Source organism: Trichococcus collinsii, assembly GCF_900107505.1.
Lineage (GTDB): Bacteria > Bacillota > Bacilli > Lactobacillales > Aerococcaceae > Trichococcus > Trichococcus collinsii.
Genome location: NZ_FNQH01000003.1, coordinates 109,696 through 131,173 on the forward strand (window position 1 = coordinate 109,696; position 21,478 = coordinate 131,173).

Sequence of the window (21,478 nt, forward strand, 5' to 3'; positions counted from 1 at the left end):
ATAGGCATAACACAAAATTTTAGACCAGAAGAGGGTAGAAGATGGAAACGAAAAACACACACTCCCAGACACCTGAGCGGTACGCACAAAGACTGCGTTTCCTTGCGGGACTCTTGCTGGCGATGCTCTTTTTCACAGGATGCACAACCAATGATGATGAACCAAAAATCAGTCAGCAGAATTCTTCAGCAAATAATCACTCCGGAGAATCGCAAGCCGCTGCCGAAGCTGCAGTTGATGAAGACGAGCCCAAAGTGATCGTGACTCCCAACGCTTCATCAGCTGATTGGAATCTGGTTTTGGTGAACAGGGGAAATCAGCTTGCTGGAGAAATCGCCATGGAGTTATACTTGACAGAAAGCGGCTATCAGATCGACAGCAGAATTAAGGACCCATACTTGACATTGATGGAAGCGGGAAAAGCTGCCGGGATGGATTTCACGATGATTTCAGGTTACCGCTCCATTGAGCAACAACAAGCAAACTATGATGTCAACTATCAAAATTATCTAGCCTCAGGTTTTTCGGAAGAAGAGGCACGCGCAAAGACGGAAGAATATATTGCATTGCCTAATGCCAGCGAACACACAACCGGACTCGCCGTGGATATCACATCGACCGCTTTAGCCAACCAAGAAGGTAATTCAGGCTTATTACCGGATTTGGAAAACTATCCGGAAGGGCTATGGCTGAAAGAAAATGCACCCAAATACGGTTTCGTCTTGCGTTTCCCAAAAGCGAAAGAAGACATCACCGGCATCAATTTTGAACCGTGGCATTTCCGGTATGTTGGCGTAGAGAACGCTGTGTACATGACTGAACAGAATCTGACATTGGAAGAATACATAGCTATTCTGAAGCAAAATGAAGAACTCGGGATCAGTAAAAAATAGCAGGTAAAGCAGCACAACCAAATAGATGGAGGAAAATATGGCACGAAAGATTAAGCGGGCTCGAAAACAACCGCAATCAGCATCTGCTAAGGCCGTTAAGATTTTATTTTTCTTGTCGATCAGTTTTATGGCAAGTCTGTCATTTATCGGCGATTTTGCTCCGATTGTACCGGATATCCCGGAGTACGACAATAATCAGGGAACCGGCTTCATCGCCACTATCGCCCCTGCTGCACAACAGATGCAAGCAGCATACGGTGTTCACGCTAGCATCAGCATCGCTCAAGCTATACTCGAATCAGATTGGGGAGAGAGCGAACTGTCTGCCGTCTACAATAACCTTTACGGCATGAAGGGTGAGGATCCGGGAAATACAGTTCTTTTGACGACCAATGAATACTACAACGGCCAGTGGGTCACCATTCAAGCAAAATTCAGGGTCTACGGCAGCTGGACAGAATCGGTCCAAGACCATGCGCTGTTGTTCGTCAACGGAACCACTTGGGATCCGAATCAATACGCTCCCGTTCTGCAGGCGGCCACTTATCAGGAAGCAGCTCAAGCTCTTCAGGATTGTGGCTATGCGACCGATCCGGATTATGCGACTAAATTGATTGCGGTCATCGAACAGCATGCACTTTATGAATATGATAGTTGAAACATACAAAAAGAAACGCGTGGACAGATGGAGCCCTTTCCAAGAGGCAGCCTGATGTCCGCGCTTTTTTTTCCATCACTTCTGATTTCTTACGGAAATTCGACAAACAGAGATTTTTTCCATGGCGACAATCGTTGAATATAGTGATAAAATGATTTGGTAAAGACTTTTTTAACAAATTCTAATGAAAAATCCAAGAGAGTAGTGTGATCACATGCCGAATCAAATTTTACCCGGGAAAACAATCGGTATTATTGGCGGAGGACACGTCGCCCGTATGATTGCTTTGGAAGCCAAAAAAATGGGTTACCAAATAGGCATCTTGGACGCCGACCCTGCCTGTCCGGCTGGGCAAATAGCTGATTGGCAGATAACCAAGAGATATACGGACTTTGAAGCGCTGACGGATCTCGCAGCAAAATCTGACGTCCTGACATTTGAATCCGAAGCTGTGGACACAATGTTGCTGACACAAATCAATCCTTATATCAGCATACCGCAGGATCCGGACAGCCTTTCCATCACCCAAGACCGATTAATCGAAAAGGCGTTTCTGGAATCATTGAACATAAACGTAACGCCTTATGCGACGATAACCACCATCGAAGACATGGAAGAGGCTGTCAAAAGTATCGGCTTCCCATGTGTTCTGAAGCCGATACGTATTGAAATGGCTACACCGGTGCAACATCTTTTATACAGTGAAGAAGACTTCGGAAGGGCGTCAGCCTTACTGAAAAAAGGAACGTGCATTTTGGAGGCGTGGATCCCATTTGAGATGGAGTTGGCGATTACGGTCGCACAGGATGTGAACAATGTGTTCACTTCATTCCCTGTCACCGAAACAGTCTACCGGGAGCAAAAACTTGTGAAGACAATCACGCCAGCAAGAGTAGGCGGTAACTTCCAGAAAGAGCTAGAGCATATCGGCAAGCTGGCTGCGAAGGCCATGAATCTGACCGGGATTTTGACAATCGAGACATTCATGACTTCATCAGGAACGCTGTATGTGAACCGTTTGGTCGTCCGACCGCACCATTCGTGCAATTATTCACTGGACGGCTGTAGCATCTCACAATATGAGGTGCTGGTCCGCTGCATCTGTGGGTTGCCCATTCCGGAAATCCAGTTGTACGATACAAGCGTGACTTTCAATATCATGGAAGAAAAACTTGATGAAGCAATGATTCTGCTGCTGACCAAACCAGATTGGCATTTCCACTTTTACGGAAAAAAAGAACACCGCGCGAAACGGAAAATGGGACACGTCACATTATTGGGTGACATCCCAGATATCCTCATCAACGAATTGGAAGAAAACGGCTTGTTGAAATCTACAGAGTAACGGAAACAGGTGTCCGCTCTCTTATATGAAGGAAGGAATCAATTGATGGAGGAAAGGCTATTCAATAAGGCATACGACTACATAAAGGACAAAATAGACAGCAATTGCTGGCCTCCGGGAACCAAAATAACCGAACAACTTATTTCGGAAGCGTTGTTTATGAGCCGGACACCGATTCGCACTGCGCTGCTTTTGCTTGAGGAGGAAGGGATGGTGAAATCTATCCCCTACAAAGGCTATATCGTGGCCGAGAAGAAGATCTCAAACGAGGGTCTATTGGAACGCCTGGAACTGATCGCAGGTCTCATTATGAATTACCTACAATATCTGAAGGAAAACGACATCGCCTTGGATCACAACAAATTTGATGAGATTCTGGAAAAACAAGTGGAGTATTTGAATTACCGTGATGCGACGGGTTACTTCAAGAATGAATACCGACTCTTTGAGACATTCATCGAACAAAGCGACAATCAATTCATGAAGAAAGTGATTTTGACGACAGCTCGGGACATCCATGGCACTTATTCCGACAACGGTGACCTGATGGATGAAGCGCGTTACCAAAATGAAGCCAAATTGCTCGCCTTGTATCAAGAAGTGAGCATCTGTATGCGTGCTAAAGATTATGATAAGATGGGCGAATACCTTGTTTTCTTCTTCGAAACGTTGAAAGACACAAACGATATCCTGGCCCAATAGACTGAGAAAGAAAGTCCTGCCGCTGAATCATTTGCTTGATTCAGCGGCAGGACTTTTATGTTGGATGTCATGAAATCCAACCCTTAGGCTAATATCAAACAGGTTCCTGTCGGTATGCTGACTACTGACTTCATTGTAAACCCTGACATCCGGAAAAGAGAGTTCTTTTGCTATAAACAGCCGCAAAGAGTGGCATAATAGGCTGAGACGAAATTGAAATGCACCAAGGGGAACAAGGGTTAAAAACTCTCTAAAATATCCGGGGATTCATTGATAGACAGGCTCTAAAATGATAGACTAAACCATGATGCAAATCAGAATCGATAAGGCTGCACCATCGCCTTGAACCTATCAAAAAAGAACATACCCATACACACTCCGATACAAAGGCAACAAAAGAAAGGATGGCAATTGTGCAACAAAAACACGATCTCATAAAAGGAATGAACCCAAGGCAAGCAGAAGCCGTTTTGGCGACGGAAGGGCCACTATTGATCATGGCGGGGGCAGGCAGCGGCAAAACGCGTGTGCTTACACATCGCATGGCCTATCTACTGGAAGAAAAATCAGTAAACCCTTGGAACATCTTAGCCATCACCTTCACGAATAAAGCGGCAAAAGAAATGAAAGAGCGGGTCATCCGCTTGGTCGGAACAGTCGGCAACGACATGTGGGTATCCACTTTCCACTCCATGTGCGTACGGATCCTAAGAAGAGAGAGCGAACAGCTCGGCTATGCGCGCTCTTTCACCATCTGCGACCAGAGCGAAACCGAAACATTGATGAAACGCATCATCCGCGAAAAGAATCTGGATTCCAAAAAATTCGATCACCGCATGATTCTGGGTCGGATCAGCCAAGCGAAAAATGAGCTGCAGACACCGAAGGAATTCGGCGATTTGGCTGGCGGATACATCGATAATATCGTTTATGAATGCTACAAGGATTACCAGAAAGCGCTCGAAAACAGCCAATCGATGGATTTTGACGACCTGATCATGTTGACGGTCAAGTTGTTCCAAGAATATCCAGAAACGCTGTCCTACTACCAAAATAAATTCCATTACATTCATGTGGACGAGTATCAGGATACCAACTACGCCCAATATCAATTGGTGCAGCTGTTGGCCAGCAAGTTCAAAAACATCTGCGTCGTCGGGGATGCGGATCAAAGTATTTACGGTTGGCGCGGTGCCGACATGGAAAACATCCTCAACTTCGAAAAGGATTATCCGGATGCAAAAGTGGTTTTGCTGGAGCAGAACTACCGTTCCACCAAAAAAATCCTGCGCGCAGCCAATGACGTGATCCAAAACAACGTCAACCGGAAAGAAAAAGAGTTGTGGACAGACAATCCGGATGGCGAGAACATCGTCTACTACCGGGGCCAATCCGAACATGACGAAGCGCGCTATGTCATCTCCAAGATGCAGCAGGAAGTCCGAGAAAACAAACGCCAGTACGGGGATTTCGCAGTGCTCTACCGGACGAACGCCCAGTCGCGTGTCATCGAAGAGAACCTACTGAAGTCGAACATCCCTTACAAGATGGTCGGCGGGCGCAAGTTCTACGACCGCAAAGAAATCAAAGACCTCTTGGCTTATCTGCGACTGATCGTAAACCCATCGGATGACTTAAGCTTCGGCCGGATCGTGAACGTGCCGAAACGGGGAATCGGTGATGCTAGTGTCGAAAAACTGCGCGAATTCGCAAATATGCATGACCTGACCTTATTGCAGGCTGCCCATGATGTGGCAATGTCCAGCGTATCCGGAAAAGCCGCGAAGGAATTGAAGAAATTCGCTACCATAATGGATAATCTGCATAAAATGCAGGAATTCCTTCCAATCACGGAATTGGTGCAGGAGTTGCTTTCCCAGACGACTTATCTAGAAGCCCTCGAAATGGAGAAGACGTTGGAGTCGGAAGCACGAATCGAAAACATCAATGAATTCCTGTCTGTAACCCAAGAGTTCGATAAAATGAATCAAGACGACTTTGACCTGACCTCCTTCCTGACCGATTTGGCCCTGGTTTCCGATTTGGATCAGATTGAGGAAGAACCGCAGAGCGAAGTGACGCTGATGACAATGCACGCAGCCAAAGGATTGGAATTCCCGATCGTCTTCATCATCGGGATGGAAGACGGTATTTTCCCATCGTCCCGCTCCTTCATGGATGAGGACCAGATGGAGGAAGAACGACGTTTGGCATATGTAGGCATCACGCGGGCGGAGCAAAGACTGTTCCTGACGAATGCCTATTCCCGCATGCTTTATGGACGTACGATGTCCAACCCGGCATCACGTTTCCTTGATGAATTGGACGGATCCGTTCTGGACCGCGAGGATAGTTCGGGCTCCACGTCAAGTATGTATTCTTCAAAACCAGCAAGCTCCGGCGGCCGCTGGAAAACAGCAAGCGATACCCGTCAGGAGAAAGCCTTCAGTCAGACGTTTTCGGCTGGACCGCGTGAAAAAACGACGCAGTCTGTCCAGCAAACCGGAAGCAGCGGTGCGGCCAGCCTTGGCTGGGCTGTGGGCGACAAAGCCAGCCATAAGAAATGGGGCACAGGTATTGTCGTTCAGACAAGTGGAGAAGGCGATGGGTTGACTTTGGATATCGCCTTCAAAGATATCGGCATCAAACGCCTGTTGGCATCCTTTGCACCGATTGAAAAAGCATAATTTAGGAGGGGAACCATTCATGGCGAAAGAAAGTCTGACCGAAGCCCAAGCGCGCATCGAGACGTTGAAGACGCTCCTCAACCGCTATAGTTACGAGTATTATGTACTGGACAAGCCCAGTATTTCAGATAAAGAATACGACCAGCAGTACCAAGAACTGGAAACATTGGAAAAAGCCCATCCTGAGCTGATAACCACGGACTCACCGACGCAACGCATCGGCGGTACTATCCTGCCCGGCTTCAAAAAGGTCCAGCATGATTCACCGATGTTGAGTTTGGGGAATGCCTTCAATCAGGAAGAACTAATGCAATTCCATCAACGGATCAGTAAACTGACCGACCAGCCTTTGCAATACATGTGCGAGCTGAAGATCGACGGTTTGGCCGTGTCATTGAAGTACGAAAATGGCTTGTTCATCCAAGGCGCGACGCGTGGGGACGGAAATACCGGAGAAGACATCACGCAGAACTTGCGGACGGTCAAATCCATTCCGTTGCGCCTGAATGAACCGCTGACTTTCGAAGTCCGCGGTGAATGCTACATGCCTAAAGCCTCATTCGTCCAATTGAATGCGGACCGCGATGAGAAAGGCCTAGAGATTTTTGCGAATCCGCGCAACGCCGCTGCTGGCAGTCTGCGTCAACTGGATTCCAGCATTGCGGCAAGCCGCAACCTGAACATCTATCTATACAGCGCCACCAATTTCGAACAATTGGCTGTGGAAACGCAGGATGCGCTGCTTAACCGATTGGCTCAAGTTGGTTTGCGGACCAATCCGGAACGCAGACTCTTCGATTCAATCGAAAAAGTCTGGGCATTCACGGAAGAAATCGCAGCGAAAAGAAAAGACTTGCCATACGAAATCGATGGCATCGTCATCAAAGTCAACGCATTTTCTGCTCAAGAAGAAATCGGTTATACGGTAAAAGCGCCGCGGTGGGCAATCGCCTATAAATTCAAAGCAGAAGAAGCCGAAACAATCGTGCGCGACATCGAGTGGACTGTTGGCCGTACCGGTGTCGTGACGCCCACAGCCGTGATGGATCCCGTATTCTTGGCCGGTTCCACCGTGCAGCGCGCCAGCCTACATAACGTCGATCTCGTCCGCGAGAAGGATGTGCGCATAGGAGATACTGTCGTGATCCATAAGGCCGGCGACATCATCCCGGAAATCCAGCATGTCCTCATCGATCGCAGAAATCCGGAAAGTAAACCTTATGTCATCCCCGAAACGTGCCCAGCCTGCGAGAGCAATCTGGTACATCTGGAGGATGAAGTGGCTCTGCGTTGCATCAATCCGAAATGTCCGGCCCAAATCAAGGAAGGCCTATCCCACTTTGTTTCGCGCAACGCGATGAACATCAGCGGTCTCGGCGTTCGCGTCGTCAGCCAAATGTTCGAAAAAGGGCTCGTCAAGGATGTAGCAGATCTGTATAAATTGACGGAGGAAGACCTTTACCAATTGGATAAAATCAAAGAAAAATCAGCCAACAATATTGTGACGGCCATTGACCAAAGCCGCGGGAACTCACTCGAACGTCTGCTGTTCGGGTTGGGAATCCGCCATGTCGGATCGAAGGCTGCAGCCAGCTTGGCAGCGGAATTCGAAACGATCGAACGCCTGATGCAGGCGACGAAAGAAGAAATCATGGCCGTCGAAGGCATGGGCGACATCATAGCGGACAGCGTCGTGGCCTATTTCCAACTTCCGGAAGTGAAGGACCTGATCGAAGAATTCCGAGCGAACGGCGTGAATCTGACCTACCTCGGCAAGAAAAAGGCTGAGGTGGCCGCGGTTGATTCCATATGGAACGGCAAAACCGTTGTATTGACGGGCAAACTGACGCACTATAACCGAACCGAAGCGACAGAAATGATTGAAGCCCTAGGTGGGAAAGTGACTGGCAGTGTCTCCAAAAAGACCGATTGGATCGTTGCCGGAGAAGAAGCCGGCAGTAAATTGGCAAAAGCCCAATCTTTGGGCATCCCTGTCTGGACAGAAGAAGATATGGTGAAAAACTTGGAAAGAAGTGACAGCAGTGAATAAAGCGAAAAGCGTCGTCCTTATGACTGTCTCCGGAGCAGCGATGCTCCTGTTGGCTAGTTGCGGACAGCTATCAGAGACGCAAACGACGGAGAACACAACCAATACCGGCCCTGAAAAAGTGACTGTCCAAACGACACAGAATCAATTGTCGACCGATTATTACCCCGCCTTGATTGTGGACGGCAAGTACCAATTCAGCCAGAATCGAGGCGTCAGCCTATCGCTGAACTCCACAGCTAACATCAAAGACTTTGAGGCGGATTTGTTGGATGTATCAAAGAATGTTTTTCCGACCGACCAATATTTTTTTCAGGAAGGCCAAGTCATCGATTATGATACGACGAGGTTATGGTTGGGACGTTACAGCGACTCCAATCCGGATGGTTTGAATCCGACCGATAATGGCAGTACCGACGCTGCAACCCGAGAGCCGATTTATCTGGAGCAGATTTTGGAACAGGACTATATGATCCAAAATGAGAATGGCTTCGAATTGGCAGGGATGGCGATCGGACTGGCAATGAATTCGGTCGACTATTACAAGGTGAACGATGTGCCGATGGAACAAGCCATTTCTCGCGATAAACTGGAAGAACAGGCAAAAGCTTATGCAAATACGATTATTACGCGTTTGCGCCAGACCGAAGGATTGGAAAGCATTCCGATCGTCATCGGCATTTATGAACAATCGGCGCAGGACAGCCCGGTCGGCGGCGTCTATCTGTTCGAAGGCGTCTCCACGGAAGGGAATGCGATTGGTGAATGGATCACCCGCAATGAAAGCAAAGTCGTCTTCCCTTTGCAAAGCGGAACGCAGACGGAAGAATCTTCCAACTTTGACAACTTCAAAAATGAAGTGCAGAATTTCTTCCCGAATCTGAACGGTATCGTCGGTGAAGGAAAATACATCGATGGACAGCTGATGTCGCTCGAAATCGACATCACGACGCAGTTCTATGGGGAAACGGAAATCATCGCCTTCACCCAGCACGTAACGGATGCAGCAGGGCGGTTCCTGCCCCAAAACATTCCCGTTGAGATCACGGTTGAATCGATCAACGGCATCGAATCGTTCCTGACAAGGGAAAACGACAGCCAGGGCTTCAGCTACCATATCTTTGATTAAGGCACAGTTTTCCTTCATCATGGATGAGCGAACCCGTTCCGCTTTTCTTCTCCAGCTTCACGGGTTAGCCCTTCGGAAATTAGATAAATCGTACCTATTGCGCTCTACGATGCTCAGTCGGCACGATTTCCTAAATTTCTATCAGGGCTGAACGAACCCGTTCCGCTTTTAACGGTTTTCAGAAAGTGCGGGAAACATGAGAAAACTCCCACAAACCGATGATTTTTATGCTAAAATGAACAGGTATGTAAAAAAACGATGACTACACAAAACGACAGAAAGAAGGGTATTACATGGCAATCACTGAAGAGCAAGTGCGTCACGTAGCAAAACTGGCCAAGCTGGAATTCGCTCCTAATGAAATTAAACATTTTACAGAACAATTGGGCGACATCATCGACATGGTGGAACAATTGGAAGCAGTCGATACAACGGATGTACCCGTGACTTCTCATGGCTATGCATTGAAGAATGTCATGCGTGAAGATGTAGCGGAACCAGGAACAGATCGCGACCTCTTATTCAAAAACGTCAAAACAGCCGAAGACGGTATGATCCAAGTGCCGGCAATTCTAGATAATGAGGTGGAAGGCGCATGAGTATTTTCAATGAAACGCTAACGAGCCTGCATGAAGGTTTAGTCAATAAAGAATTTTCTTCCGTGGAACTAACACAAGCAGCCTTCAAACGCATCGCTGAAACAGACGGAAAAGTGGAAGCATTCTTGGCTTTGAACGAAGAAGGAGCCTTGAAGCAAGCACAAGCAGCTGACGAAAAAGGCTACGCGGACGGCAATATCCTGAACGGTATTCCTTTAGGGATCAAAGACAACATCGTCACTGAAGGCGTGATAACGACAGCAGCGAGTCGCATGTTGGGCGACTTCATGCCGATCTATGACGCAACAGTCGTAACCAAATTGAAGGAAGCCGGCGCAGTCAACATCGGAAAACTGAACATGGACGAATTTGCCATGGGCGGAAGCACGGAAAACTCCTACTACAAAAAAACAAAAAATGCTTGGGACCTGACAAAAGTTCCCGGCGGTTCATCCGGTGGCTCAGCTGCTGCAGTTGCTAGCGGCGAAGTTGTCGCTTCCTTGGGTTCTGATACAGGCGGAAGTATCCGCCAACCAGCTGCCTTCAACGGCATCGTCGGCATGAAACCGACATACGGCCGCGTATCCCGTTACGGCTTGATTGCTTTTGCGTCCAGCCTTGACCAAATCGGTCCGATGACACGCAACGTAACCGACAACGCCTTGTTGTTGGAAGCAATCAGCGGCTATGATGCCAAAGATTCGACTAGCATGAAGTTGGAAGTGCCTAAATTCAGTGCAAACCTGAACGGAAATGTAGCAGGCATGAAGATTGCTTTGCCGAAAGAATATTTCCAAGAAGGCGTATCCGCTGAAATCCAAGCGGCTGTAAGAAAAGCAGCTGCCCAATTCGAAGAAATGGGCGCTACCGTAGAAGAAGTCAGCATGCCCACTTTGGCCTACGGAATCCCTGCTTACTACATCATCGCTTCTTCGGAAGCTTCATCCAACCTGCAACGTTTTGACGGTGTGCGTTATGGCTACCGCGCTGAAAATGTGAACTCATTGGATGAATTGTACATCAAGAGCCGTTCCGAAGGTTTCGGAATGGAAGTGAAACGCCGCATCATGTTGGGATCCTTCTCATTGAGCGCTGGTTTCTATGATGCTTACTTCAAGAAAGCAGGACAAGTCCGTACGCTGATCAAACGCGACTTCGCGAACATCTTCGCAGGCTATGATCTGATCCTTGGGCCCACCACTACAACGACTGCTTTCGGAATCGGCGAAAAGAACGACGATCCATTGGCTATGTACATGGACGACTTGTTGACCGTAACGATCAACTTAGCGGGCGTTCCGGCCATTTCAGTTCCTGGCGGTTTCTCGGCTGACGGCATGCCGATCGGTATCCAATTGATTGGTAACTACTTCGAAGAAGCAAAAATCTATCAAGCTGCTTTTGCATTGGAACAAGCGAACGACTATCTTGACCAACACCCAAACCTGTAGGAGGAAAACATTATGAATTATGAAACAGTCATCGGACTGGAAGTCCATGTGGAATTGAAAACTGAATCAAAAATGTTCTCCCCATCTCCAGCACACTTTGGGGCAGAACCGAACACAAATACGAACGTCATCGACTGGGGCTACCCGGGCGTCTTGCCTGTCATCAACAAAAGAGCTATCGAATTCTGCATGAAGGCTGCTTTGGCTTTGAACTGCGAAATCTCAACGGAAACGCACTTCGACCGCAAAAACTACTTCTACCCGGACAATCCGAAAGCTTACCAAATTTCGCAATTGGATAACCCAATCGGCCATGACGGCTGGGTTGAAATCGAAGTGGAAGGCGTTAAGAAAAAAATCCGCATCGAACGCGTTCATCTTGAAGAAGATGCCGGCAAAAACATGCACGGGTCAGACGGCTATTCCTATGTCGATTTGAACCGTCAAGGAACGCCATTGATTGAAATCGTATCGGAAGCGGATATGCGCTCTCCTGAAGAGGCTTATGCTTACTTGGATGCGGTACGCCAAATCATTATGTACACAGACGTATCCGATGTGAAGATGGAAGAAGGCTCTATGCGTTGCGATGCCAACATCTCCATCCGCCCATTCGGCCAAGAAAAATTCGGCACGAAGACAGAATTGAAGAACCTGAACTCCTTCAACTTCGTCCGCAGAGGTTTGGCTCATGAAGAAAAACGCCAAGCGCAAGTATTGAACGCTGGCGGCGTCATCCAACAGGAAACACGCCGTTTCGATGAAACAAATGGCGAAACGATCCTGATGCGCGTCAAGGAAGGCGAAAGTGATTACCGTTACTTCCCTGAACCGGATCTGCCAGGCTTGACCGTTTCCCAGGAATGGATCGACCGTGTCAAAGCAAGCATTCCGGAAATGCCTGCAAAACGTCGCGAAAGATACATTTCGGAATACGACCTGCCTGAGTACGATGCAATGGTATTGACACTTTCGAAAGAAATGTCCGACTTCTTTGAAGGCACCCTTGCTGCCGGTGCGGATGCCAAATTGGCTTCCAACTGGTTGATGGGTGAAGTTTCAGCTTACCTGAACAGCGAAAAAGTGGAGCTGGCCGACACCAAACTGACGCCAGCTAACCTTGCCGGCATGATCTCATTGATCGAAGACGGCACAATCAGCACGAAAATCGCCAAGAAAGTCTTCCGCCTGTTGGCAACAAAAGGCGGAGACGCAAAAGCAGTCGTTGAATCAGAAGGCCTGATCCAAATGAGCGATCCGTCGCAACTGTTGCCGATCATCAACGCCGTTTTGGACAACAGCCAACAATCCGTTGACGACTTCAAAGCCGGAAAAGACCGCGCCAAAGGCTTCCTAGTAGGCCAAATCATGAAACAAACCAAAGGCCAAGCCAACCCAGGCATGGTCAACCAACTCCTAGCACAAGAGTTGGAAAAAAGATAGGATACGATGAATTGCGGGTAGGGGGCGAGCACTAACGAAATTTAGGAACAACCAGCCCGGGTCTGGCTGGATGGGCCTAAATAGCGTTAGGCGGAACCCCCTGCTTTTCAGAACGCGTCTGCGTTGAACAACATTCAAGCCAACTTCCTTCGGGAGGTTGGCTTTTTTTCTGAAATAATATACTCTAAAAAAAATCGTAATAAACCTATTTTTTCCCAGTTCAAGAATTAGTATTATTATGATTTAGGTGATATAATCAGTAATTGAGTGGTTTGACAAGAAAAGATTAATTGTGACCTATATAATAGATGAGCCTAGAAAGATGAGGAAAAGAATGAGAGCAAGAGTAATTTACAATCCTACTTCCGGAAGAGAAATGCTGAAAAAAAGCATGATTGACATCCTTCAAATATTGGAAGAAGCAGGCTATGAGGCCAGTGCATATGCCACGACGCCTGAACCCCTTTCCGCGACCAAAGAAGCGGAACGTGCCGCTTTGGCCGGATTCGACCTGATTGTTGCAGCAGGCGGAGACGGAACCGTAAACGAAGTCGTCAACGGCATCGCCGGATTGGACCACAGACCGACAGTCGGTATCATACCTGCAGGGACCACAAATGACTATGCCCGTGCTTTGAAGATTCCGCGCTCGAACCTATTGGATGCAGCCCGCGTCATCGCTGATGGAAATGTCATCCCGATGGATATCGGTCAAGCCAATGGTACTTATTTCATAAATATCGCAGCAGGTGGCTATCTGACGGATTTGACCTACGACGTCCCTGCGAAGCTGAAGACCATTTTTGGCTACCTTGCCTATCTGGTGAAAGGCGCCGAAAAAATCCCGCAGCTCAAACCGATGCACATGCGCATCGAATATGAAGGCGGCGTATACGACGGCATGGCTTCCATGTTCTTTGTGGCCTTGACCAACTCGGTCGGTGGCTTTGAGACGATCGATCCGAACATCGTTTTGGGGGATGGCAAGTTCACTCTTTTTGTCGTGAAGACAGCGAACATCTTCGAAATCCTGCAACTTTTGGCCCAAGTGTTGAACGGGGGCAGACATCTCGAAAATTCGAACGTCCTCTATACACATACCAGCTTTGTGAAAGCAGAATCCATGGATGGTTCGCGTTTGATGATCAACTTGGATGGGGAGTACGGCGGTGATGCACCGACAACATTCACGAACCACCAGCAGCACATCAAAATCATCGGCAACACTTCCGATTACGCTGATCCAATCGAAGAAGTCGATGAAGGCATTCTGGAAGGTGCCGGCACAGGCTTCATGAAGGAAGTTGAAACCTTGCACCCGGATGAAGTGAACGACAAACGTTTGCCTTACGACGGCAAGAACTAACAATTGAAAATAGAAAGAATGCCCGGCCTCTCGGTCTTAATATGAGAGGTATCGGGCATTTTTTGTTATACTGAGAAAAAGAAGCTTTCACACAAAAGGGGACTTGCCGCATGCTGAAAAAACAGAAAAAATTTTTGTCCATCTTATTTTTTAGCGGATTGCTTATGCTGCTTGTGGCCTGCGTGAAAACAGAAAATTCCCCGATCGTGGCCATCGCAAATGAATCGGAATACGAAGAAGTGGTAGCTCTGGATGAGGCCTACCTCTATTTCGGCTTCGATGATTGTCCTTACTGCAAGGAATTCCGTCCGATACTGGAAGAAAAATTGACGGAAGCCGGGCAGACTGCTTATTATTACAACACGAAAAAGCGTTTCAATGATGCCAACTATGATGAGGTGCTGGATACCTACGGCGTTGAGTTTGTTCCGCTTTTGATCAAGCTGGAGGATGGGAAGGCGGTTGGGTCGGTCAATCTTGACACCGTTGCAGACCTGCCTGCATTATTGACGGCACAATAGTAGGAGAGAATGCCTGAGAATGTCCGATAACCGCAAAAAATGGGCTGCCCCAACCGGGGCAGCCCATTCGTATTATTTCCAAACCAATTGCCAAGTAACTCCGAATTGATCGGTCACCCAAGCTACCGCGCGCAATTCGCCGACTGCTTCAGGCCCCATCATAACAACGCCATCCGCGGATAAGGAATCAAAGTAGTTGTCGAAGCTAGCTTCATCTTCGCAGTCCACGTAGAGGGAAACGGCCCAAGTCATATCCGGCAAGAAATCCTCTTCCATGTCCATTGCCATGATTTCCTGTCCATTCAAAACAAACTGTTCATTGATTACGCGACCTCCTTCCCCGTGTTCATCCTCATCGATTTTGGTGAGAGAGGTCACGCTGGAATTCGGGAAAATGGAAACATAAAAATGCATCGCTGCTTCTGCAGTTCCCGGTAACGTCAAAAAGGGAATAATCCGTTGTCCGCTCATTTTGTCATCCTCGCTTTCTACCTATACCTGTCAGTAACTGGTCTATATACTTCCATTATACTGAATAAGGTTGGAACTTCCTATCGATAAGACGCGTCGCATCAGGCGATATTATGAGAAAGTACTTATTTTTTCCAAACAAATGGGCTTGCTGTATCGAGACCCCTTCTTTTTTGGTATAATGAATCCGAATGAAAAATTATGAACTGAGGAGCACATATGAAAAAACAATATACGGTAGCACCGGTAATAAAAAATGAGAAGATGACTGTAACATTTGAGGACTTAACGTCAGAAGGTATGGGTGTCGCAAAAGTTGAGGGTTATCCATTATTTGTAGCGGATGGACTACCGGGTGAACGGGCCACCATCAAAGTGACGAAAGTCGGCAAATCGTTTGGATTTGCCCGGATTGAGGAAAGACTGAGCAGTTCTCCTGACCGTATTCCAACACGCGATGTTAAAGGAACACGCGTTGGTACGATGCCATTGCAGAATCTGCGTTACTCTGCCCAATTGGCTTTCAAAAAGAACAACGTCGAACAAGTGATGAAGCGCATTGCTAAAATGCCTGAAGTCGAAGTCAAACCGACAATCGGAATGGAAAATCCATGGGGATACCGCAACAAAGCACAAATCCCAGTACGTCAAAAAGACGGCAAATTGGTTACCGGATTCTTCCGCACTAACACACATGAATTGATCCCGATGGAAAACTTCCAGATCCAGGATCCAAAAATCGATGAAGCCATCGTAAAAGTTCGTGATATTCTGCAAGAATTCAATGTGAAAGCATACGATGAGAAGAAACATACCGGAAATATCCGTCACATCATGATCCGCCGCGGCTATTACACAGGTGAAATGATGATTGTCTTGGTGACGCGTACGGCGAAATTGTTCCCGCAAAGCAAAATCATTCCAGCTATCTTGGAAGCTTTACCCGAAGTGGTCAGCATCGTCCAAAACGTGAACCCGAAACAAAACAATGTCATCCTGGGTGACGAAACGATCGTCTTGCACGGTGAAGATGTGTACCACGACAAACTGATGGGCCATACATTCGCCATCTCTTCCCGTTCGTTCTATCAAGTGAACCCTATCCAAACGGAAAAACTTTATAAACTGGCGATTGAAGCTGCACAATTGACTGGCGAAGAAACCGTCATCGATGCTTATTGCGGAATCGGAACAATCTCCTTGTCATTGGCTGAAAAAGCGAAACACGTGTATGCGATGGAAGTTGTTCCCGATGCCGTGAAAATGGCCGAAATGAACGCCGCAGCAAACAACATCGATAACATTACCTTCGAAATCGGCGCTGCCGAAGAAGTGATGCCGAAATGGGCTGCTGAAGGCGTCAAAGCGGATGTCTTGGTTGTCGATCCTCCACGCAAAGGTTTGGAACCAGCCTTCATCGAAGCTGCTTTGGAAATCGCTCCTGAGCGCATCGTCTATGTCAGCTGCAACCCAGCTACAATGGCACGCGACCTACAGTTATTCCACGAAGGCGGCTACAGCGTAGGCAGCATCCAACCAGTGGATCTGTTCCCGCAAACACTGCATGTTGAGTCAGTCGTGGCGTTGACACGCAACAAATAAATGTGCAAACCCTTGAGAATGGCGTATTTACGTTATTTTCAGGGTTTTTTTGATTGCGGTTTAAAGTGATCTAACTTTCGACATAGATTGGCTAATGGTGAAATACGGGTTATGGAAGTTCATTCTTACCCATTTGTTCATCAGGAAGAATCTTATTTATGTTACCTTTGAATTTTCGGGAGAAATTTCCTGTGGTATAATTTAAATGAAAAAAATGAGAAAATAGAGTAAGTTTTGCTGTAATGATAAATATAAACAAGAGGTGATTAAAGTAGAATTAGATTTGAAGGGGTTTCAGACACTCATCAGTCAATTGACAACATTTGAAAAAATGTATGAGCAGGTAAGAATTGTAGACCCTATTAAAAAGGAAGTCTTATTTGTTAAAAATAAAAATCAAGAAGAACTTATGCCGGTTCTGGAATCCTGTTTTGGCATTTGGGGGAAAGGTGAGGTATGCAAGAATTGTATTTCCATGAGAGCCTACAATGAAAATGACACCTTCATCAAAATAGAAACTTCTCTTGATAAAATCATTATGGTTACAGCAATACCTGTAAAAATAGAAGATAGAATGGTTGTAGTTGAACTTTTAAAAAACGTTACAAAAAGTATGATTATTGGTGACAGAAAGTTAACTGAAAGCTTGGAAATTAAAAGACTGCTGGAACAAGCCAATGTAGCAGCAGTAACAGATGAGCTGACACAAATCTATAACAAGAGATATATCATTGAAAGATTACCTGTAGATATGCTTAAATCTCATCTGGAAAATCAACCAATCTCACTCCTGATGGCAGATATTGACCATTTCAAAAAAGTCAACGACATCTATGGCCATTTGGCAGGGGACTACATATTAAAAGAAGTTGCGGAAATCCTTGGGAAAAATACAAGACAAGATGTCGATTGGATTGCTAGATTTGGCGGTGAAGAGTTTGTTGTCTGCTTAACAAATACAAATAAAGAAACCGCATGGGCTATCGCTGATGGAATGAGAAAAGCCATTGAAGATACAGTTTTCAGCTATAATGGAGAAAAGATCAAGCTAACTTCAAGTTTTGGACTTCATACTTTAACAAGCGGAGAGATGATAGACTATGAGACTCTGATTCACTGTTCCGACAAGAAATTATATGAAGCTAAAAAGACCGGAAGGAACAAAGTAGTTGGTTAGCAGGAAGAAATGCTAATGCTTGTAAAAAGCCGCAAGGACAGTCAGGAATGACGACTGTTTTTGCGGCTCTTTTGTGCAGGGATAGTCTCTAGCAATATGATATAATTACTCGAAAAGAGAGCGATTACAGATTTTTGTTATAAGGAACGGTTTTGATGATGTATAAGAGGGGAATCTCATGTCCAAGCTGGAATGGGTGAATGCAAAATAACGGAGGAATTTTATGAAAAACATTGTGATAACGGGCAGTACTCGGGGCCTTGGTTTTGCTATGGCAATCGAGTTTCTGCGTGCCGGATGCAATGTTACACTGTCCGGCAGGGGTGAAGCAATCGCGGCATCAACTCAAAAGGAACTGTCGCCCTTTGAGGGGAAATACATCTATGTCTCATGCAATGTCCAAGAAAAAGCAAATCTGCAAAAACTTTGGGATACCTCTTTGGCACAATGGGGCCAGATAGATATATGGATCAATAACGCAGGGGAAAATACACCGCACTTGTTTTCGTGGGAGACGAGCGAAACAGACACCAAAAATATTATCAAGACCAATCTCATTGGTATGATATACGGCTCACAGATTGCGGCAACGGGAATGCTAAAGCAGGGCCATGGGGCGATATACAGCATGGAGGGCCTGGGTTCAAACAATATGATACAGAGAAAAACAATATTGTACGGTACAACCAAGCACGCATTGACCTATTTTATGAAAGGGATGGCCCAGGAACTGGCGGGTACAGATGTGATAGCAGGGCGGTTATCCCCAGGAATGGTGCTGACTGATTTTATCACAAAAATGCCTAACGGTGAGCCGTCTCAGGTCATCGCAAATGAGCAATTCAGAAAGACATTCAATATATTGGCCGACAAACCGGCTACAGTCGCAAAATTTTTGATACCAAGAATACTCAGCAACACCAAGAATGACGCGCAAATCGCTTGGCTGACAAAACGAAAGGCTGCTTGGCGTTTTATGACTGCAGGCTTCCGTAGAAACAGGCTGATATAGGAAACTACCCTGACTTAAGCTATTCTTTCCCGAGAACGCGCTATAAGCGAGAAGAGAGTGACAAGATGAATGCAGATTTTACGTTCAGGTTAATTTTCTGGAGCCATCTGATATTGATCATGATTTTTAACCGCATACTTCCGGCACTTCGGGCAAAAAAATCCGGAGTCAAACTATCACCTGATCACGAAGCGATTGAGAATGAAGGGAAGTTTTTGTTTGCATTCAGGGTCATTTCCGGGCTCCTGTTGGCAGTTGTGATTGTTATATATACATTTTTTCCGACATATAATATCTGGTTCCAGTTTTATTTGCCGAGCGGTTTAAGATGGGGTGGCGTCATCGTTTCTTCAATCAGCTTGATTTTTTGGAGCTATTCCCAGAAAGTTTTGGATAAGAATTGGTCAGTGAATCTAAAGATACAGGACGAGCATACACTGGTCACCTCTGGACCTTACAGCGTGATGCGGCATCCGATATATACCGCCATGATAATATGGTCAATAGGCCTTGCAGTTTATACGGCTAATGCGTTTTTTGTGGGCTTCACGGCACTGGTGATCCTGTGGACTCCGCTAAGAATTTCGAAGGAAGAAACAATGTTGATTGGATATTTCGGCGATGAATATAAAAAGTACATGGAATATACGGGAAGATATTTGCCCAAATTCAAGCATGATGGAAACAGATAGCCCATAACCCTTCATGTTAATGTGGTATCCTACTAACCTTGCAAATAACTAAGAACAGGGGGTAAATCCCTTGCAATAATACAGGAGGCAAGTTTATGGGAAACACTGATAAGTTTGATAGCATAGCGAATAGCTATGATAATCCAGAACGAATCCACATCGCAAAGATTGCTTCAGACGCCATCAAAGAGTATTTGGGTGACACCAAAAGTAAAAATGCGATTGATTTTGGATGCGGAACCGGCCTGGTCGGAATGAATATGGTGAGCGAATTTGAATCGCTACTGTTTATGGATACGTCAGAGAATATGCTTGATATCGTAAAACGGAAAATTACTGATGCGGGTGCTTTGAATGCACATACATTGTGTTTTGATTTTGAAACGTCGAGCCAATCCAATTTCCGCGCTGACTATATTTTCATGGCTCAGGTGCTGTTACACATTCAGGATTATGAAGCCCTTCTGGCCAAACTCCACGCTGTTTTGAATGATGAAGGACACTTACTGATAGTCGATTTCAATAAGAATGATAAAGTCGTTTCAGAACTGGTCCATAACGGATTCGATCAAGAGCAGCTCAAAGCATTGATGCTGAAAATAGGCTTCAAGGACATCCGAAGCAAAACCATCTATAGTGGAACTAAACTATTCATGAACCAAGATGCAGCTTTATTTATTATGGATGGGAAAAAGTAGGGTACCAAAAAATTATTTAACTATTGATGACATTCTTATTGAATTAAATCCGCTCCATCCACGCGGGAATTCTCGCGAAATTTGATATATAAAGGATAAAACCACAAAACGAAGAGGCCAGGACAAAAGTCCGAGCCTCTTCGTTTTCGATTTATCGTTCAGGTTTAACGCGAAAACCCACCGATAGGCGACATATACTAACTGTTAAAGACTTTCAATACTTCTCTCAATCCATCTGATGGATTACCGTATACAGTAAATCCGGTCCCATCGCCTTTGCAAACCGGCCAAACCTCGCACTCACTCCAGAATCTTCCAGAAAGAATCTTTGCGGATAATCTTTCCTCCAGCGAATTCGAGCAGATCAACCCCTCGGACCTCGATCTGCTGACCTGATTTAGTCGTACCGGTGAGAGTCCACTCCGATACTCCCAAATTACCGCAGATCCAATGCTGATCCTCTCCATAATGTACATCCGGGATACCCTCGAATCGACTTGCCAGACCTGCTCTAACTTCCGCTTTTCCGACATATCGATCACCCCGTGGTTTGGCGCCTCGGGGCATATAGAAGATGCAATCATCTGCAAAATAGCTCATGATGGAATCCAGGTCGTGACGATTGAATGCTTCCAGAAAGTCCTTCAATGTTTCAACTGTTACTTGCTCAGACATAAAATAACCTCCATTTATCATACTTTATTCGGAAAAGCCGGATAGCTATTGATCTGCAAGATTGAATAAGTTCCACTGCAAGCTCCTTATTTCAGTCATTAGTAAGGCGGCACGGTCTTTGTATCGGTTTAATTTTTGATATATATCTGGATGAAGACGTATAATAAACACAGGAGATGGACAATTGTTTTGTGAATGCCATAACTAGAGTATACGTTCAAGATTTCCAACAAGCAAATTACAGATTCGAGAACAGAATTTGAAGTTATTATAAAAAAATTTATTTTAAGAATAACCGACTATATGGTGT

At 46.1% G+C, this 21,478-nt stretch carries 19 protein-coding genes; 17 read left to right on the forward strand and 2 right to left on the reverse strand.

Translation table 11 applies throughout. The features are described 5' to 3' along the window. Window positions 1-41: 41 nt before the first annotated feature. The 12 genes from BLV66_RS07985 (at window position 42) to BLV66_RS08040 (ending at window position 14,841) form a co-directional block, all read left to right on the forward strand. Entirely contained in the window at window positions 42-893 is an 852-nt protein-coding gene (locus BLV66_RS07985) for a M15 family metallopeptidase (protein ID WP_086985598.1), read from the forward strand. A gap of 37 nt (window positions 894-930) precedes the next feature. Beyond that, complete coding sequence (locus BLV66_RS07990) at window positions 931-1,551, forward strand: glycoside hydrolase family 73 protein (RefSeq protein ID WP_086985599.1); 621 nt, start codon at window positions 931-933, stop codon at window positions 1,549-1,551. 214 nt (window positions 1,552-1,765) lie between these two features. Further along, entirely contained in the window at window positions 1,766-2,896 is a 1,131-nt protein-coding gene (gene purK, locus BLV66_RS07995; RefSeq protein ID WP_086985600.1) for a 5-(carboxyamino)imidazole ribonucleotide synthase, read from the forward strand. A 45-nt stretch (window positions 2,897-2,941) separates the two neighbouring features. Further along, on the forward strand, window positions 2,942-3,598 hold the full coding sequence (locus BLV66_RS08000; RefSeq protein ID WP_086985601.1) for a GntR family transcriptional regulator: 657 nt from the start codon (window positions 2,942-2,944) through the stop codon (window positions 3,596-3,598). Between the two features lie 404 nt (window positions 3,599-4,002). Beyond that, a complete protein-coding gene (gene pcrA / locus BLV66_RS08005) occupies window positions 4,003-6,285 on the forward strand; it encodes a DNA helicase PcrA (protein WP_281251186.1) in 2,283 nt (760 codons plus the stop codon). Between the two features lie 19 nt (window positions 6,286-6,304). Next, window positions 6,305-8,335, forward strand: a complete 2,031-nt coding sequence (gene ligA, locus BLV66_RS08010) for an NAD-dependent DNA ligase LigA (RefSeq protein ID WP_086985603.1) — start codon at window positions 6,305-6,307, stop codon at window positions 8,333-8,335. After that, window positions 8,328-9,461 carry a CamS family sex pheromone protein gene (locus BLV66_RS08015; RefSeq protein ID WP_086985604.1) on the forward strand — a complete coding sequence of 378 codons (1,134 nt, stop codon included), beginning with the start codon at window positions 8,328-8,330 and terminating at the stop codon, window positions 9,459-9,461. Before ligA ends, BLV66_RS08015 begins: the two co-directional genes overlap by 8 nt. Window positions 9,462-9,754: 293 nt before the next feature. Beyond that, window positions 9,755-10,060, forward strand: a complete 306-nt coding sequence (gatC, locus tag BLV66_RS08020; protein WP_086629303.1) for an Asp-tRNA(Asn)/Glu-tRNA(Gln) amidotransferase subunit GatC — start codon at window positions 9,755-9,757, stop codon at window positions 10,058-10,060. Continuing rightward, complete coding sequence (gene gatA / locus BLV66_RS08025) at window positions 10,057-11,511, forward strand: Asp-tRNA(Asn)/Glu-tRNA(Gln) amidotransferase subunit GatA (RefSeq protein ID WP_086985605.1); 1,455 nt, start codon at window positions 10,057-10,059, stop codon at window positions 11,509-11,511. Before gatC ends, gatA begins: the two co-directional genes overlap by 4 nt. A 12-nt stretch (window positions 11,512-11,523) precedes the next feature. After that, window positions 11,524-12,954: an Asp-tRNA(Asn)/Glu-tRNA(Gln) amidotransferase subunit GatB gene (gatB, locus tag BLV66_RS08030; RefSeq protein ID WP_086985606.1), complete on the forward strand. Its 1,431-nt coding sequence runs from the start codon at window positions 11,524-11,526 to the stop codon at window positions 12,952-12,954. A 334-nt stretch (window positions 12,955-13,288) separates the two neighbouring features. Continuing rightward, window positions 13,289-14,320: a diacylglycerol kinase gene (locus BLV66_RS08035; RefSeq protein WP_086985607.1), complete on the forward strand. Its 1,032-nt coding sequence runs from the start codon at window positions 13,289-13,291 to the stop codon at window positions 14,318-14,320. A 110-nt stretch (window positions 14,321-14,430) separates the two neighbouring features. Beyond that, a complete protein-coding gene (locus BLV66_RS08040; protein ID WP_086985608.1) occupies window positions 14,431-14,841 on the forward strand; it encodes a thioredoxin family protein in 411 nt (136 codons plus the stop codon). Window positions 14,842-14,913: 72 nt separating this feature from the next. Here the strand turns inward: BLV66_RS08040 and BLV66_RS08045 are convergent, their stop codons facing one another. Further along, window positions 14,914-15,312 (reverse strand): VOC family protein, encoded by a 399-nt coding sequence (locus BLV66_RS08045; protein ID WP_086985609.1) that lies wholly within the window; start codon window positions 15,310-15,312, stop codon window positions 14,914-14,916. 219 nt (window positions 15,313-15,531) lie between these two features. Here BLV66_RS08045 and rlmD point away from each other — a divergent pair, with 219 nt between their 5' ends. The 5 genes from rlmD to BLV66_RS08070 all read left to right on the forward strand — a co-directional run bounded on the left by rlmD (window position 15,532) and on the right by BLV66_RS08070 (window position 20,493). After that, window positions 15,532-16,914, forward strand: coding sequence for a 23S rRNA (uracil(1939)-C(5))-methyltransferase RlmD (rlmD, locus tag BLV66_RS08050; protein ID WP_086985610.1), 1,383 nt, complete (start codon window positions 15,532-15,534; stop codon window positions 16,912-16,914). 262 nt (window positions 16,915-17,176) lie between these two features. Further along, window positions 17,177-18,091, forward strand: a complete 915-nt coding sequence (locus BLV66_RS08055; protein ID WP_218131821.1) for a GGDEF domain-containing protein — start codon at window positions 17,177-17,179, stop codon at window positions 18,089-18,091. A gap of 223 nt (window positions 18,092-18,314) precedes the next feature. Further along, window positions 18,315-19,103, forward strand: a complete 789-nt coding sequence (locus BLV66_RS08060) for an SDR family NAD(P)-dependent oxidoreductase (RefSeq protein WP_086985611.1) — start codon at window positions 18,315-18,317, stop codon at window positions 19,101-19,103. Between the two features lie 65 nt (window positions 19,104-19,168). Next, window positions 19,169-19,795: a methyltransferase family protein gene (locus tag BLV66_RS08065; protein ID WP_086985612.1), complete on the forward strand. Its 627-nt coding sequence runs from the start codon at window positions 19,169-19,171 to the stop codon at window positions 19,793-19,795. Window positions 19,796-19,890: 95 nt separating this feature from the next. After that, on the forward strand, window positions 19,891-20,493 hold the full coding sequence (locus BLV66_RS08070) for a class I SAM-dependent methyltransferase (RefSeq protein WP_086985613.1): 603 nt from the start codon (window positions 19,891-19,893) through the stop codon (window positions 20,491-20,493). Window positions 20,494-20,793: 300 nt separating this feature from the next. Here the strand turns inward: BLV66_RS08070 and BLV66_RS08075 are convergent, their stop codons facing one another. Beyond that, window positions 20,794-21,168 (reverse strand): nuclear transport factor 2 family protein, encoded by a 375-nt coding sequence (locus tag BLV66_RS08075; RefSeq protein ID WP_086985614.1) that lies wholly within the window; start codon window positions 21,166-21,168, stop codon window positions 20,794-20,796. Window positions 21,169-21,478 lie beyond the last annotated feature (310 nt).

Coding starts and splice junctions, on each gene's coding strand:
- BLV66_RS07985 (WP_086985598.1), top strand. CDS start 42: ATGGAAACGAAAAACACACACTCCCAGACACCTGAGCGGTACGCACAA.
- BLV66_RS07990 (WP_086985599.1), top strand. CDS start 931: ATGGCACGAAAGATTAAGCGGGCTCGAAAACAACCGCAATCAGCATCT.
- purK (WP_086985600.1), top strand. CDS start 1,766: ATGCCGAATCAAATTTTACCCGGGAAAACAATCGGTATTATTGGCGGA.
- BLV66_RS08000 (WP_086985601.1), top strand. CDS start 2,942: ATGGAGGAAAGGCTATTCAATAAGGCATACGACTACATAAAGGACAAA.
- pcrA (WP_281251186.1), top strand. CDS start 4,003: ATGGCAATTGTGCAACAAAAACACGATCTCATAAAAGGAATGAACCCA.
- ligA (WP_086985603.1), top strand. CDS start 6,305: ATGGCGAAAGAAAGTCTGACCGAAGCCCAAGCGCGCATCGAGACGTTG.
- gatC (WP_086629303.1), top strand. CDS start 9,755: ATGGCAATCACTGAAGAGCAAGTGCGTCACGTAGCAAAACTGGCCAAG.
- gatA (WP_086985605.1), top strand. CDS start 10,057: ATGAGTATTTTCAATGAAACGCTAACGAGCCTGCATGAAGGTTTAGTC.
- gatB (WP_086985606.1), top strand. CDS start 11,524: ATGAATTATGAAACAGTCATCGGACTGGAAGTCCATGTGGAATTGAAA.
- BLV66_RS08035 (WP_086985607.1), top strand. CDS start 13,289: ATGAGAGCAAGAGTAATTTACAATCCTACTTCCGGAAGAGAAATGCTG.
- BLV66_RS08040 (WP_086985608.1), top strand. CDS start 14,431: ATGCTGAAAAAACAGAAAAAATTTTTGTCCATCTTATTTTTTAGCGGA.
- BLV66_RS08045 (WP_086985609.1), bottom strand. CDS start 15,312: ATGAGCGGACAACGGATTATTCCCTTTTTGACGTTACCGGGAACTGCA.
- rlmD (WP_086985610.1), top strand. CDS start 15,532: ATGAAAAAACAATATACGGTAGCACCGGTAATAAAAAATGAGAAGATG.
- BLV66_RS08060 (WP_086985611.1), top strand. CDS start 18,315: ATGAAAAACATTGTGATAACGGGCAGTACTCGGGGCCTTGGTTTTGCT.
- BLV66_RS08065 (WP_086985612.1), top strand. CDS start 19,169: ATGAATGCAGATTTTACGTTCAGGTTAATTTTCTGGAGCCATCTGATA.
- BLV66_RS08070 (WP_086985613.1), top strand. CDS start 19,891: ATGGGAAACACTGATAAGTTTGATAGCATAGCGAATAGCTATGATAAT.
- BLV66_RS08075 (WP_086985614.1), bottom strand. CDS start 21,168: ATGTCTGAGCAAGTAACAGTTGAAACATTGAAGGACTTTCTGGAAGCA.